The sequence below is a fragment of the Algibacter agarivorans genome (assembly GCF_039543245.1).
GTDB lineage: Bacteria > Bacteroidota > Bacteroidia > Flavobacteriales > Flavobacteriaceae > Algibacter_G > Algibacter_G agarivorans.
In genome coordinates this window covers 128,360-142,986 of record NZ_BAABJJ010000029.1, presented here as the reverse complement: position 1 = coordinate 142,986, position 14,627 = coordinate 128,360, and the positions used below count along the sequence as shown (strand labels likewise).

8 protein-coding genes are annotated in these 14,627 nt (G+C 33.0%); 5 read left to right on the top strand and 3 right to left on the bottom strand.

The window, feature by feature from the left end:
• Nucleotides 1-302 precede the first annotated feature (302 nt).
• Nucleotides 303-749: a hypothetical protein gene (locus ABD935_RS09960; protein ID WP_345191842.1), complete on the bottom strand. Its 447-nt coding sequence runs from the start codon at nucleotides 747-749 to the stop codon at nucleotides 303-305.
• A 175-nt stretch (nucleotides 750-924) separates the two neighbouring features.
• Nucleotides 925-2,565, bottom strand: a complete 1,641-nt coding sequence (gene glgP, locus ABD935_RS09955) for an alpha-glucan family phosphorylase (RefSeq protein WP_345191840.1) — start codon at nucleotides 2,563-2,565, stop codon at nucleotides 925-927.
• Between the two features lie 604 nt (nucleotides 2,566-3,169).
• On the opposite strand from glgP, the gene ABD935_RS09950 reads away from it, so the two are divergent.
• The 3 genes from ABD935_RS09950 (at nucleotide 3,170) to ABD935_RS09940 (ending at nucleotide 8,600) form a co-directional block, all read left to right on the top strand.
• On the top strand, nucleotides 3,170-3,607 hold the full coding sequence (locus ABD935_RS09950) for an Hsp20/alpha crystallin family protein (protein ID WP_345191838.1): 438 nt from the start codon (nucleotides 3,170-3,172) through the stop codon (nucleotides 3,605-3,607).
• Between the two features lie 156 nt (nucleotides 3,608-3,763).
• The gene (locus tag ABD935_RS09945) at nucleotides 3,764-6,424 is read left to right on the top strand and encodes a cation-translocating P-type ATPase (RefSeq protein ID WP_345191837.1); all 2,661 of its coding nucleotides are present in this window, start codon (nucleotides 3,764-3,766) and stop codon (nucleotides 6,422-6,424) included.
• A gap of 229 nt (nucleotides 6,425-6,653) precedes the next feature.
• The gene (locus ABD935_RS09940) at nucleotides 6,654-8,600 is read left to right on the top strand and encodes an erythromycin esterase family protein (protein WP_345191835.1); all 1,947 of its coding nucleotides are present in this window, start codon (nucleotides 6,654-6,656) and stop codon (nucleotides 8,598-8,600) included.
• 163 nt (nucleotides 8,601-8,763) lie between these two features.
• Here the strand turns inward: ABD935_RS09940 and ABD935_RS09935 are convergent, their stop codons facing one another.
• The gene (locus tag ABD935_RS09935; RefSeq protein WP_345191833.1) at nucleotides 8,764-9,396 is read right to left on the bottom strand and encodes a phosphoribosyltransferase; all 633 of its coding nucleotides are present in this window, start codon (nucleotides 9,394-9,396) and stop codon (nucleotides 8,764-8,766) included.
• Nucleotides 9,397-9,828: 432 nt separating this feature from the next.
• On the opposite strand from ABD935_RS09935, the gene ABD935_RS09930 reads away from it, so the two are divergent.
• Both ABD935_RS09930 and ABD935_RS09925 read left to right on the top strand, forming a co-directional pair.
• Nucleotides 9,829-10,680, top strand: a complete 852-nt coding sequence (locus ABD935_RS09930) for a mechanosensitive ion channel family protein (RefSeq protein WP_345191831.1) — start codon at nucleotides 9,829-9,831, stop codon at nucleotides 10,678-10,680.
• Between the two features lie 32 nt (nucleotides 10,681-10,712).
• Nucleotides 10,713-14,351 (top strand): PAS domain S-box protein, encoded by a 3,639-nt coding sequence (locus ABD935_RS09925; protein ID WP_345191830.1) that lies wholly within the window; start codon nucleotides 10,713-10,715, stop codon nucleotides 14,349-14,351.
• Nucleotides 14,352-14,627: the final 276 nt, after the last annotated feature.

Sequence of the window (14,627 nt, the reverse complement as noted above, 5' to 3'; positions counted from 1 at the left end):
ATAGTAATTATATTCAAAAATAAAAATAATCCCATGAAATACCAATTATTTCGACGAAATACATCTTTTGATTAATTTATTTAACATAATAACTCGATAAACGGTAACTTATTTGATGTAAAAAAATGAGATTACTAAATATTTGTAGTTAAATTATCTGAGTATTTGAAGAAAAAACCTTTAAATAATGAAAGTAATTATTTTATTAAATCAAAGATTAGCGCTAAACTTCAGAGTCCATTTTAGATTCCATTATAAAATCTCTTGAGCAAAGAAATTAATAGGCAATTGAAAATCAATTATTAACGAAAGTCACCATATTGATGTAAAGATTTCATTATTTCTTCATAATATAAAATGGCTGCAATTAGTTTATCGGTATCAGAATATGGTAAATATTCACTATGGAAGTCATTAGTGTCCTCTAAAAAAGTATCTGTTGATTCAAACTGATTTTCTAAGGCCTTTTTATTATCATTATTATTAGGAATCCCTAAAGAAGACATAGTAATACCTGGCTTAGTTGCAAATGCCACATACGGCAATGTTTTAATAAGAACTTGGATTCTTTCAGAATAAAGTCCTATTAAATCACCTTTTTGAAGACGACTTAAATCTTCTGCATTATGATATTTTTTTATCACAACTTTTTCGCTAATAATACTTTTTGGAGCTTTCTTTTTTTGAGCAAAACTAATACCTGTTACTAAAAACAAGCTAAAACTGAGCAAAATAACTTTTAATTTCATGTCTTCGATTTAAGGGGTCAATGCGCAAATTTATGTAATTAATCGTAAAAAACAAGCGTTTTGTCGATTTTTTTACAAAAATAATGGCGCGATCACTCCTTAAATCAACATGCTACTATATCCATTACTGAAAATAAACGCTTTTATTAAAAAAGACAACAAGTCTTATTTTACATCAAAACAGCATTTTATAATAATCATCTGCCATTCTCCTACTTGTAAATTCAGGAATAACATCATCCATGGCACTAAAAACAATATCCTGCCATTTTTGAGGGTTATCATAATATGTTGGAATAACCTTAGTTTCTAAAATGTTATATAAATTATCGGCATCAATACTATCTTGATCCCAAACAGGTAAATTATGGTCTAATGCAGGAAGTACAAAACAATTTTCTCCATCTTTTTCAAATTCAGGAATCCAACCATCATTGGTCGATACATTAACGGAACCGTTCATAGCGGCAGTCATTCCACTAGTTCCAGAGGCTTCACGTGTAATTCTAGGAGTGTTTAACCAAATGTCTGATCCACATTTTAATTTTTTGGATAAATCAATTTCATAGCCAACAAGCACAGCCAAATTGGGTTCATTTTTAGATTGATGAACAAGATGATTAAAAACATCGATAGCATAATAATCAAAAGGATATGGTTTTCCAGCCCAAATTATCTGGACAGGATATTTTTTGTTTGTTATCAATCTTTTAAACCTATCAAAATCATGTAATAGTAAATCTGCTCTTTTGTAAGCGGCAAAACGTCTAGCCCATACAAAAGTTAATACATTTGGGTCGAACTCTTTACCAGTTTGATGAGCAACTTCATCAAATAATTCTCTTTTTAATTCGTGTTTTCTGCTCTGGTAGGCATCAGCATTCTTATCTAACCAAGCGGATTTAATACTTTGGTCTTGCCAAAAATTTTGATTTTGGGCATTTGTAATGGGTATTATATCACTAACACCATAATAGTCCTTCCACATATCATTAGCCACAATAGCATGTAACTTAGAAACTCCATTGGCTTTTTTTGACATTCTTAGGGCTGATATTGTATAATTTATCATGTCTCCATTTACCATTTCGTTTTGAAGTTCATCATTAGAAAGTGAACGTCCAAAGAAACCGCATCTATTTAAATGCCGTGCTTCACGTTCTTCATTTCCCGCTTTTTCTGGCGTATGCGTGGTGAAAACCATCTGGTCTTTCTTCACGCCTCGATCTCTTAAATAATAAAACGCTGGCAATGCATGCCCCTCATTTAAGTGATAAGTATCTGCGCCACCCAAAGCTTCTACTACTTTGGCTCCACCAATGCCCAACACAATGCTTTGAGAAACTCGTGTTACTGGGTTTGAATCGTATAAATGATTTGTAATGCTTCTTGACAAATGGTCATTCCCATCAACATAGGTACTTAAAAAATACATGGGAACTGTTCCAAACACTTCGGGTTTTAAAACATAGGCTCTAACCTTTACATGCGGATTGTCATGAAGCTTAACCTCCACTTCTATACCTGTATCTTCTAGAAAATCAAAATGCTTTTCATTAAATTCTGTTCTTAAAGTTTGGTCTTCGTTTCTTGCTTGGTCATAATAGCCATATTTCCAAAGCATGCCAATACCAATCATATTCTGCTTTAATTCATATCCGGAGCGCATGTGAGATCCCGCTAAAAACCCAAGGCCACCAGAATAAATGTTAAAGGATTGGTCGATTCCAAATTCCATACTGAAGTAAGCTACTTTCTTTTTATAATCTGATGCAGGTTTATACGGGTGATACCATTTACTATATTTGCTTATCATAATAATATTAATTTTAAACCGTAAACTTATCAATAATTACCCCATAGATTTCATGATTTTTATCATAAGACCTAATACTTTTTTGTTGAATTTTAAGAGTATAAAGTTATTTATTATAAAGACTCTTTTTTTAAAGAATCAAAAATGAAATCATAATTAAAATAAAGGCCAACAGTATTTAAGCGATCTACAATATGATAGTCCAAAATTGATAATTCTTTACTAGAATTTTGAATGTTCTTAGGAAAGATAAGATGCTAAGAGAAAATAATTATAAATTATGGTATTCTGGAAAAAAAAATGTTCCAAAACTGAAATATGCAGATAAAAGGATTTTTCCTAGAAATTATTCTATTGACTGCGACAAAGATGGGCTTAAAATTTATGAACAAGCAAAATAATAATTTCCTGCAAGAACATCATATAAATAGTTTAAAATCTAATATTCTACAGAAATTGATTCAAAACATTTCAAAAAAAAACTAAATTAAAATAGGGAATGAGATATAGTAATTCATCATACTGACCTAAATCATTTCTAGAACACCCTTTTGGTAATAATTTAGCATTAATTAAATTGTTTAACCTAATAAATATTAAAATTATGTCACTAATTAAATTTAGAAACAGAAGACCATGGGGAAATCTTATAGCACCAGATTTTTTTGATACTGATGATTTCTTCGGAACACGTCTTTGGAACAACGGAGGTAACGAACCCGCATTAAACATTAAAGAAACCGAAGATGCTTTTGAAGTTGAATTGGCTGCACCTGGATATTCTAAAAAGGATTTCGAAGTTACCATCGATGATGGATGCTTAAATGTAATGGCGGAAAAGTCAAGTTCTAAAAAGGAAAAAGAAGAGGACTATATGCGTCAAGAATTCAGTTATAACGCTTTTCAAAAAAGATTGCAACTTCCGGATTCGGTAAAAGAAGAAAACGTTAAGGCCCATTATAAAGATGGTATTTTAAGTTTCAACCTTATCAAAAAAGAGGAAGCAAAAAAACAAAAGCCAAAGAAAATTCAAATTGCATAAGATCTAGTTTTCAATTGGACTTTTTTACACATCAACTTTTTTTGTTTGATATTACCGTAAAAGAAAACAATAAAGATGTACCCTCTTACCAAATCTTTAAGTTAAAGATTTGGTAAGAGGGTTTTTTAAGTTTTGTGCTTTATAAATAATATTCAAATGCCAAATATAATTCAAACCCCTTTCGCTTTTTCAATAAAAACTGTTGTAGATAAATTGGGCAGTTCAATTAAAAAAGGTTTGACAGAAAAAGAAGCGCAACAACGCATTCAGAAATATGGCAAAAATGACACAACTGTTAAGGCGTCAAAAAAAAGATGGAAAGTCCTTATCGACCAATTCAATGATCCAATTATTTTTATACTTGCTATTGCTGCACTTCTTACGTATTTTTTTAATGATGATTTACCTGATACCATTGCCATAATTACAGTCATCTTCATTACGACTACTATTGGTTTCATAATGGAATCACAGGCTATACGATCTCTTGAAACCCTTCGCAAAATAGGGTTTGTTAAGTGCACAGTTTTGCGCGATGGAAAAATAAAAGCAATAAAGTCCTCATTTTTAGTGCCTGGCGATATCATTTTAACAGAAGCTGGAGATGTTGTTTCTGCTGATGCACGCTTAATTACTGCTGATAATTTATCAATAAAAGAAGCTGCGTTAACTGGAGAAAGCATTGATGTAAAAAAAAACATAAATACCCTTACAAAAAACACGGCACTACCAGAACAAAAAAACATGGTATTTAGGGGGACATCTGTAGTACAAGGTTCTGCAAAGGCAATCGTAGTATACACAGGACGTAATACCCAACTTGGCAAAATTCAAGAATTAAGCTCCGAAATTGAAGAACAGCACACACCGTTAGAAAAAAAATTGAATGCATTGAGCAAATGGCTTATTGGGCTTACTCTCATTTTTGCAATCCTTATTGTTTTTACAGGTTATTTTAGAGGTTTGGACATGCTTTTAATTATTGAAACCGCAGTAGCACTTGCCGTTGCAGCAATACCAGAAGGACTTCCCGTTGTAGCAACTATTGCTTTGGCAAGAGGTATGCTAAAATTATCTAAGCGACAGGTTATTATTAAAAAAATGGAAGCCGTAGAAACCCTTGGAGCAACAAATATTATTTGCACAGATAAAACAGGAACACTTACTGAGGATAATATGCAGGTACACACCCTAGTCTTTGAAGGCGAAACGTTAAATGCCATTCAAAATAAAGACAGTGCCTATTTTGATTATTTACGCGAACACCAAGCATTCAATATTATCATAAAGACCAGTGTTTTATGTAACAATGTTATTTTAGATGCTGAAGAAATGAGAGGTGATAGCATTGAATTGGCACTTGTACAATTTGCTAAAAAATTGAATTTTGATCCAAAAAAAATCAAAAAAAATAATCCTGAGAGCATGGAGATCCCTTTTAATACTACAAGTAAGTTGATGGCCACATTAAACCAAAGAGAAGAAAAGGGATTTACCGTATACACTAAAGGGGCGTTTGAGACCATTATAGACTTATGCGATACCATCTTAAAAGACAACAAATCGTTAGAATTTAAAAACAAACAAGAATGGTTTAACCGTGTGAACGCTATGGCATCTCAAGGGCTAAGGGTATTAGCTTTTGCCTATAAAGACCACATAACAAAACCAAAAAAAGAGAATTTACTATCAAATCTAACTTTTTTAGGTGCTATTGGTTTTTTAGATCCAGCTAGAGAAGATGTAAAAGCAACACTAAAAACCTACAAAAAAGCTGGTATTAAAGTGGTTATGATGACTGGTGACCACCTTGAAACAGCAAAGAAGGTTGCTGAAGAAGTAGGATTGTTATCCAAAGGAGCTTCTTCTAACAATAGTGTTCACGGGCAGGAGTTGAAATTTGAAAAAGAAATGGATGATATTTTAAGAAAACGCATATCAGATGCCTTGGTTTTTGCAAGAGTTACGCCAGAACAGAAATTGAAACTAATAGCGCTATATCAAGCAAATGGCAATGTTGTAGGGATGTTTGGCGATGGCATAAACGACATCCCTGCATTACGAAAAGCAGATATTGGTATTGCCATGGGCATAAGAGGTACTCAAGCAGCAAGAGAAGCAGCAGATATTATCCTTAAAAATGACAAATTTACAACCATGGAGTTAGCCATTAGTCAGGGACGAGCCATTTACGATCATATCAGACAATTTGTGGTCTATCTTCTATCCTGTAATCTTGCGGAAGTTGTATCTGTTGGTTTAGCAGCTTTATTGAATTTACCGGCACCACTATTACCTTTACAAATTTTGTTTCTAAACTTGGTTACAGATATATTCCCGGCATTAGCCTTAGGCATGGGTAAAGGCGAAGAAGATATTATGAAACGACCTCCTAGAAAAGCCAATGAGTCAATTATGACAGCAAAACTATGGTCTTCAACTATTATTTATGGACTTTGTATTACTACCGCTGTTGTAGGTATTACTGCCTACTCCTATTTTACATTACAACTATCAGCTGCATCAATAAACAATATGGCATTCTATACCTTGGTACTAGCGCAATTACTTAATGTATTTAATATGGCAGAAAGCAATGTGTCTTTTTTTAATAATGAAATCATTAAGAATCCTTGGATATGGTACGCCATTGTTATATCGCTGCTTATCACTACAGGTGCTTATTATGTTACACCTGTTGCCAAAGCTCTATTATTAACTGGCTTAACGGCAGAACAATTTGGGTTGGTTTTCATTTTTGCGCTAGGATCAATAGCTTTAGCCCAGCTTATAAAGCGTGCTGGTGGAACGTTTTAAACTATTCATAAATGTTCAAATCCCAAACGAAAGAAATTTAATTTATACTATTCCACTATGTACCTGACAAAAATTAATTTTAAGAAATAAGCAACCAACAGTGTCACTAATTCCATAGTTTATTTTTATCGAAAACAGCCTTAGACATAGCGTTCCAAAATGACCTGTATCATTTTATAATTGACTGAACTACAATACATTTATAAACCTACTTTTAAATACAGGAAAGATGAAGGAAATAAGTATTGAAGAACAATTAAAGGATAAAGGTATTAGCAATACATTACTTTTAAAGGCCTTTCAAGATGTTCCAGAAGCCTTTTTTTTATCAGAAACTTTACATCCCTATTTTTACGAAGATGTAAGAATTGAAAAATCTATTGAAAAAACAGAGCCTAGAGTTATTGTTGTTGCCAGAATGCTAGAACAATTAGAGATAAAAAAAGAAGAAAACATTTTAATTATTGGTGTTGATTCTGTATATATTTTGGCTGTACTTTCCAAAATATATAAAGATGTTTATGCTGTTGAAACAACCAAAACATATTCAAATTGGGCATTAGAGGTCTTAAAAAACATAGACATTACCAACGTACACATAAAAACAGGTAAACTTGAAAATGGATGGAAAGAAAAAGCACCTTTTAATGCTATTTTAAGTGCTTCAGAATTCAAAGAAATACCAGATACCATAAAAAGTCAATTAAAAATCGGAGCTAGATTATTGGCACCCGTTGGCCCCGATTGGTCACATGTTATGTTAGAAACCATGAAACGAATTTCTGAAACCGAATATGTTACAAAAGCATTACGCGATAATTATTTTATTCCGAAACCAAAACTACTTCCCGTAATAAGTACTGAAACTTACCCTGAACGTGAAATTATAGATGAAATAGGCATTAGTTCCATTCCTTTTAAAACGATTAAAAAGTTTCCAATAGATGGTTTATTAGAACGGATTGGAGATGCTAAAGTTGTGTTGCTGGGTGAGGCTTCGCACGGCACTTCAGAGTTTTATACCACTAGACAGGAAATTACAAAAGCACTAATAGAAAAAAAAGGGTTCAACCTAGTTTGCGCAGAAGCAGATTGGTCTGATGCAGAGCAAATTAACAATTATGTAAGACATCAATATAAAGGGCAAGATTGGATGCCTTTTGCACGGTTCCCTGAATGGATGTGGAAAAACAAAGAAGTTCTAGATTTTGTAGAATGGCTAAAAAAATATAACTCGAAACATGATAATAGCATAGGATTTTATGGTCTCGATTTATATGGATTGGAAAATTCTATAGATTTAGTCATTAACTATCTTCAAGATATTGACCCCGATTTAGCAGTACTAGCAAAATTGCGTTATTCATGTATTATGCCCTATATGTCGAATCCCTCAGTATATGGAAAACTAGTGAAGACTGAGAAATTAAAGAGTTGCGAAAAAGAGGTGTTAAAAATGTTATTTGATTTGTTGAAAAACAAAAAAAGACTCAACCATTCACAAGCGTATTTTTATGCCTACCAAAACGCTACAGTTGTGGTTGATGCAGAACGGTATTACAAATCGATGTATTATGGTAGTGCAGAATCTTGGAACTTACGGGATTTTCACATGTTTTATACCTTAAAATCCTTATTGTCATATTATGGTAATAACTCTAAAGCCGTTGTTTGGGCGCATAATTCGCATATTGGCAATGCCTTGGCTACACAAATGTATGCGAGAGGCGAAATAAATATTGGTCATTTATGTAAGGAACATTTTGGTTCTCAATCGTACCAAATTGGTTTTGGAACGCATACAGGAACCGTTGCTGCAGCTAAAAATTGGGGCGAAAAAATGAACGTGATGACAGTGAACGATTCTGTAAGTGATAGTTATGAAAATCTTTGCCATAGAACAAACGTCCCTAATTTTACACTTCCCTTAGGTGCAGATTATTCAGAAAAAAAATTGAGGGAATTTTTGAGCACACCAAGGCTAGAGCGTGCCATTGGTGTGGTATATAAACCAGAAACGGAACGGATGAGCCATTATTTTAAAGCTGTACTTGCTTCGCAATTTGATGAGTATATTTGGTTTAATAAAACAAAAGCTATAACCCCGATTCCCCAAAAAACAGAAGCAACAAAGCGTCAGGACATGCATCCTTTTTTTGGGTTAATTGATAAATAAAACACTAAAGTTGTAGTTATCTTATATCCAATAATAATGAACTCATTTAACCTATCCCGCAAGGTTTTTAAAACCTTATGGCTAATAATATTCAATATAAGTTCTGGACTCCATGAACTTAAAAAGTAAACCTTTGTCCATAACCTGAAAGTAGCAGTTCTTTTCAGGCTGCCTCTATTTTATTCAACAAGCTTATAACTTCCGCATCATCAACTTGGTCAAAGTTTTCATAAAATTGACTTACAGATCTAAAATCAGAAGGTGAATTAAGACAAATAACCTTATCAACAAAAGGGGTATTTTGCAGTTTTTGCAAAGCGCTTTGAGAAGAAACAGGAACAGCAACCACAATTTTTTTAGGCTGTTCTTTATGTAGCATTTCTATGGTAGATATTATGGTATTACCAGTAGCAATGCCATCATCTACAATAATTAAAATTTTGTCTTTCAGCTCAAGGGGGGCTTTTTTACCATAAAGATTCTGATAGCGTTTGGTAAGCAAGGCTCTAATCTTTTTGGTTTCCGCATCAATATAACTTTTAGAGACTTGATCAGCGGCACTACTTAAAACCTGACTTTTTAAGGTAACTGCACCAATGGCAAATTCTTTATGAAGCGGATGTCCTATTTTTTTAGATAGCACCACCTCTAAAGGTAAATGCAACTGGTTTGCCACGACATAACCAATAGGCACACCACCTCTTGGTATGGCCAAAATTATAGCGTTCTTATCGTTATAGGCTTCCAGTTTAGTCGCTAACAAATTAGCTGCTTCAATTCTATCTTTATAAACCATAACTTTAGTTTTTTAAATTTTATACTAAGCTATCACTGGTTAATTTTGCTTAGTTCCAGATCAAGAAACCGATAGCTATACCTTCAATAATTTCATCTTGATTTAACACAATCAACAAACTTACTAAGCCTTATAATACTTTAAAATGACCTAGGTCACTTAAACTGATGGATATCATTTCAATATGGACACAACTAGATTAATTTTAAAGAAAAAGATAAATAAAGATAAATGGAGACCATTTTTTCAAAATTTTCAGTTACGGATCTTAGATTGAAAATTTTAATAATCATCCTGGTATCAGTATTGACAGGTCTTTTTTTGCAATGGTTGCTATTCAAATTTTTAAAACTCAGTCAAAATAGAAAACCAACAATTTTAAAAGAACAAACGTTACAGCGCCTTAAAATACCATTAAAATTTTTGTTCCCATTGTTGTTATTATATGCCCCCATAAATGCATTAGAGCTCAACCTGTTATGGGAAAAAAGTATCGAAGCCTGTATCATAATTAATTTTGTTTGGGTATTAATCGCTTTTTTGCAAGGGCTAGAGGTTCTAGTAAAACAAAAATTTCTTGTAGAAGGAAGTCAAAAAGCAAAAGAGCGTAAAGTAGTAACACAGCTGCGGTTTTTAAAAAGTCTTGCACTTATTGTCATAATAACCCTTGCCATTGCCTCTATTTTATGGAACATTCCCGAAGTTAGAAAAATTGGCACTACCATATTAACATCTGCTGGTGTTATTGGGATTATAGTAGGTGTAGCAGCTCAAAAATCGATTGCCAATTTAATTACAGGCTTTCAGATTGCTTTTACTCAACCCATTAAAATTGATGATAAAGTAGAAATTGAAGGAGAGTTTGGCATCGTAGAAGACATTACACTAACTTATGTGGTTATAAAAACATGGGATTTACGCAGATTAGTATTACCCCTAAGTTATTTTAATGACAACCCTTTTGTAAACTGGACTTTCAATTCGCCCGAGCTAATTGGTAGCGTATTCTTTTATGTAGATTATTCGTTTCCGGTTAATGTATTAAGAAAAGAGTTTATGTCCTTGTTAAAATCCAATCCGCTTTGGAACAAAAAAACTGCCGATTTATTGGTCACCAAAGTAGACCAATTAACTATAGAAATCAGAACAAGTTTTAGTGCAAAAAACGCCTCTGATATTTGGGACTTACGTTGCACTATAAGAGAACAATTAATAGAATTTATGCAAAAAAATCATCCTGCATCTTTGCCAAAAATACGACAGATGCAAGTATTTGAATTATAACTTTAAACTTAGCAATTGCTAAACACTTGAATATGAGCAATAAAATTAATAATGAAGACGTGTTTAAAACCATTTTCGAAACTTCAGTAGAAGGTATTTTAGTCGTTACAAAAGATGGTAGCATCCAAATGGCAAATGTAGCTTGCGAACAAATTTTTGGTTATGATTCAGGAGAGTTATTGGATAAGAATATTGATATTCTTATTCCAGATAATTTTAGAAAACAACATAAAACACATGTTAAAACATATTCAAAAAACCCAAAACCTAGAAATTTAATTAACAACATAGATTTATGGGGAATTAAAAAAGATGGTACTGAATTTTGCTTAGACATCAGTTTAAGTCCAACTAAAATTAAAGATGAACAACTAACGATTGCTTTTTTGAGAGATGCCACGATACGTAAAAATGAGTACGAAAAAATTCAACAAACAAATGCAGCACTTATAGAAAGTAACCGAAAATTTGATGCTTTAATTAATAATCTTCAAGGCATAGTATATCGCTGTAAAAATGACAAAGATTGGACCATAGAATATATAAGCGAAGGCTGCCAGGATATTACGGGCTATGGTCCTAAATCGTTTTTAAATGGAACAACACATTTTTCACATATCACACTTCAGGAAGATCTTACAGAAGTATGGAACAGCAAACTAAGAAAACTAGATAAGAAAAAGCCATTTATTCTTTCCTATCGCATTACCGATAAAAAGGGCAGAATAAAATATTTACATGAACTAGGTCGAGGGATATTTGACAAAAATGGAAATTTAGAAGCTATAGAGGGTTTTATTACAGATGTAACCGCTCAAAAAGAACAGGAACTCGCCTTAAAAGAAAACCAAGCTAGAACCAAAGCTTTGCTTGAAGCCATTCCAGATATGATTTTCATACAAAATCGAAAAGGTGAGTATCTTGATTGGTATTGCAACACTCCAGAAAAATTATTTATGCCACCCAAAAAATTCATTGGCTTACACATGGAAAAAGTGCTGCCGCCGCATGTGTATAACTCATTTAAAACGGCTCACCAAAAGCTAAAGGAATCTGGAGAGATGCAACTTGCAGAATATTGCGCTAAAGGCAAAAAAGACATGAACCATTATGAGGCTCGCATGGTTCTTATGAATGACCATAAGATTTTAACCATTGTTAGAGATGTAACCGAAAACAAAAACCTGGAACGAGACATTGGTATAGCAGAAATAAGAAGTAATGCCATTTTAAATGCTTTGCCAGATTTATTTTTTGTCCATGATGAAAATGTAAACTTATTAGAAATTCACGCCTCAAATCCCAGTTTATTAAACGCACCCGTAGAAGACCTTATAGGTAAAAACATTAAAGAGGTATTGCCTAGCGACATAGCAAAACAAATTAGTAATAAACTGGCAAAAGTTAGAAAAACCAAACACATGGAAATGCTTCAGATGACTGTAAATTCTATGAAAGGATTAGTAGATTTAGATGTTCGTTTTGTACCACTTGCAGATAATAAAACATTAAGCATAGCACGCGATGTTACAGATTTGAATGCTAAAACAAAATTACTACAAATTAGAAGTCGTGCATTAGAAGCTGCAGATAACAGTATCCTTATTGTCGATGCACAAAACCCCAATTTACCCATTACGTATTGTAACGATGCCTTCGAAAAAGTAACCGGTTACACCAAAAAAGAAGTATATGGTAGAAACTGTAATTTTCTGCAAAATGATGACCGAGACCAAAAGGAAATTGCCATCATGAGAAACGCTATAAAACATGGAGAAACTTGTCATGTTGTATTACGTAATTACAAAAAAGACGGCACTTTATTCTGGAATGAGCTTACCATAACACCTGTTAAGAATGAAGCGCAACAACTAACACACTTTATTGGTGTACAAAATGATGTTTCCAATAGGATAAAACAAGAAAAACTTAAGGATCAAATCAGGAGAATACTGGAACTCATAACCAAAGACAGACCCATAACACAGATTTGCAACAACATTATAGAAACGGTTGAAACACATCTTGAAGACGGTATGGCCTCCGTTTTGCTACTAGATAAAAAGTCAAAAACCCTGCACAAATTAGCGGCACTACATATACCTAAAGACTTTAGTGATTTTATTGAAGGTATTAGCATTGGACCAAAAGTAGGCTCTTGCGGTACCGCTGCTTTTTTGAAAAAAGAAATCATTGTAGCAGATATTAAAAACAATAGCCTTTGGAAAAATTATAAGGACATAGCTTTAAAAAACGGTTTAAGATCTTGTTGGGCATATCCAATTATGTCATCTACCAACCAAGTATTGGGTACGTTTGCCATCTATAACAAACACCCTAGAGAACCTTTAAAGAAAGAAAAGGAAATCATTTTAGACATGACCTATTTAGCAAGTATTGCCATAGAAAAACACTACAATACTATCTCGCTAAAGGACAGCAAAACTCAATTAGAACAGTATGCCCATAAATTAGAAGAAAAAGTACAACAACGTACTAAGGAAGTTATGGCAACGGTTAAACAATTAGTAGAATCTAATTTAGATCTAGAAGACCAAATACTAATCACAGAACAAGCCGAAAAAAATGCTTTGCTAAGCAAGGCCCTTGTCTCTGAAGTGGCCAAAAATTTCCCGAGAGGATTTATTACAGTAGTAGACAAAAACTTTCAAATAGTATTGGCCGAAGGAGAAGCTTTAGCTGAAGTAGGCTTAAAACCGTTTATTTTTGAAGGTATATCGATTGATGATATTTTTGTTTTTTCTGAAGAACGAAAAGTAAGAATAAAAGGTGATATTGTTAAAACACTATCTGGAAAGCACCTCTCTTTTGAAACTAAATACAAAAACAGATATTTCTCGGTAAACACCGCACCTTTGCTCGACGAAAACCTTGATAGAAGCAATGCTTTGTTAGTTTACAGCGATATTTCGCAACAAAAGGAAATAGAGTTTAACATACAAAAAGCACTGAAAAAAGAAAAGGAATTAAACGAATTAAAGTCGCGTTTTATCTCGATGGCTTCTCACGAATTTAGAACACCATTAAGTGCCATACTTACCTCTGCCATTTTAATAGCTAAACAAAATGAACCTGGACAGGAGCTTAAAAGAGAAAAGTATGTTGTTCAAATAGAGAAGAATGTAAAACATCTTGTAACCATCTTAAACGACTTCCTCTCATTAAGTAAATTAGAAGAAGGAAAAATAGCTGCTATAAAAGAACATATTGATCTAATTAATTTAGCTAAGGTTTTTGTTGAGGAAAGTAAAGTGAGCTTAAAAAAAGGGCAACATATTATTTTAAGCACTCCTAGAGATGAGCTTTTCCTAAATTTAGATGCTAAGCTATTCCGCCATATAATTACCAACCTCTTGTCCAATGCATCAAAATATTCTCCAGAAAATTCAAATATAGATTTTAAAATATTGCAACACCAAAATCATATTTTAATACAAATTACAGACCAAGGGATTGGTATTCCGGAAGAAGAACAAAAGCATTTATTTGAACGTTTTTTTAGAGCAAACAACGCTATTAATATTGAAGGCACAGGATTAGGGTTAAATATCGTGAAACACTATACAGAGCTCTTGGGAGGAATAATTGGATTTAAAAGTAGATTGAATATAGGCACAACCTTTTGGGTTGAACTACCAATTATGAATTGATAGTTTAGAGAAGATAGAAATAAAGATGAATTATAGGTTTTGAGTAATCAGTCATGAGTAGTTTTCCCTTGAGACCCGATAAAAAAAATTTCGTAAGCCGTCGGAATAACGTAAAATGAATTTTTGTTATCACCTCTTTTAGGGCACAACGATTTTTTTTAACAAATTGATACAAAATGAGTTACAAACAATATCAAAGATAGTTTACGGAGTCGTTTTTTAAACGCTACGTTATGCTTCTTGGTTTGAATTGTCCCCTTGAGGGTTAATGAGAAA

Coding starts and splice junctions, on each gene's coding strand:
- ABD935_RS09960 (WP_345191842.1), bottom strand. CDS start 749: ATGAAATTAAAAGTTATTTTGCTCAGTTTTAGCTTGTTTTTAGTAACA.
- ABD935_RS09925 (WP_345191830.1), top strand. CDS start 10,713: ATGAGCAATAAAATTAATAATGAAGACGTGTTTAAAACCATTTTCGAA.
- ABD935_RS09940 (WP_345191835.1), top strand. CDS start 6,654: ATGAAGGAAATAAGTATTGAAGAACAATTAAAGGATAAAGGTATTAGC.
- ABD935_RS09945 (WP_345191837.1), top strand. CDS start 3,764: ATGCCAAATATAATTCAAACCCCTTTCGCTTTTTCAATAAAAACTGTT.
- ABD935_RS09950 (WP_345191838.1), top strand. CDS start 3,170: ATGTCACTAATTAAATTTAGAAACAGAAGACCATGGGGAAATCTTATA.
- ABD935_RS09935 (WP_345191833.1), bottom strand. CDS start 9,396: ATGGTTTATAAAGATAGAATTGAAGCAGCTAATTTGTTAGCGACTAAA.
- glgP (WP_345191840.1), bottom strand. CDS start 2,565: ATGATAAGCAAATATAGTAAATGGTATCACCCGTATAAACCTGCATCA.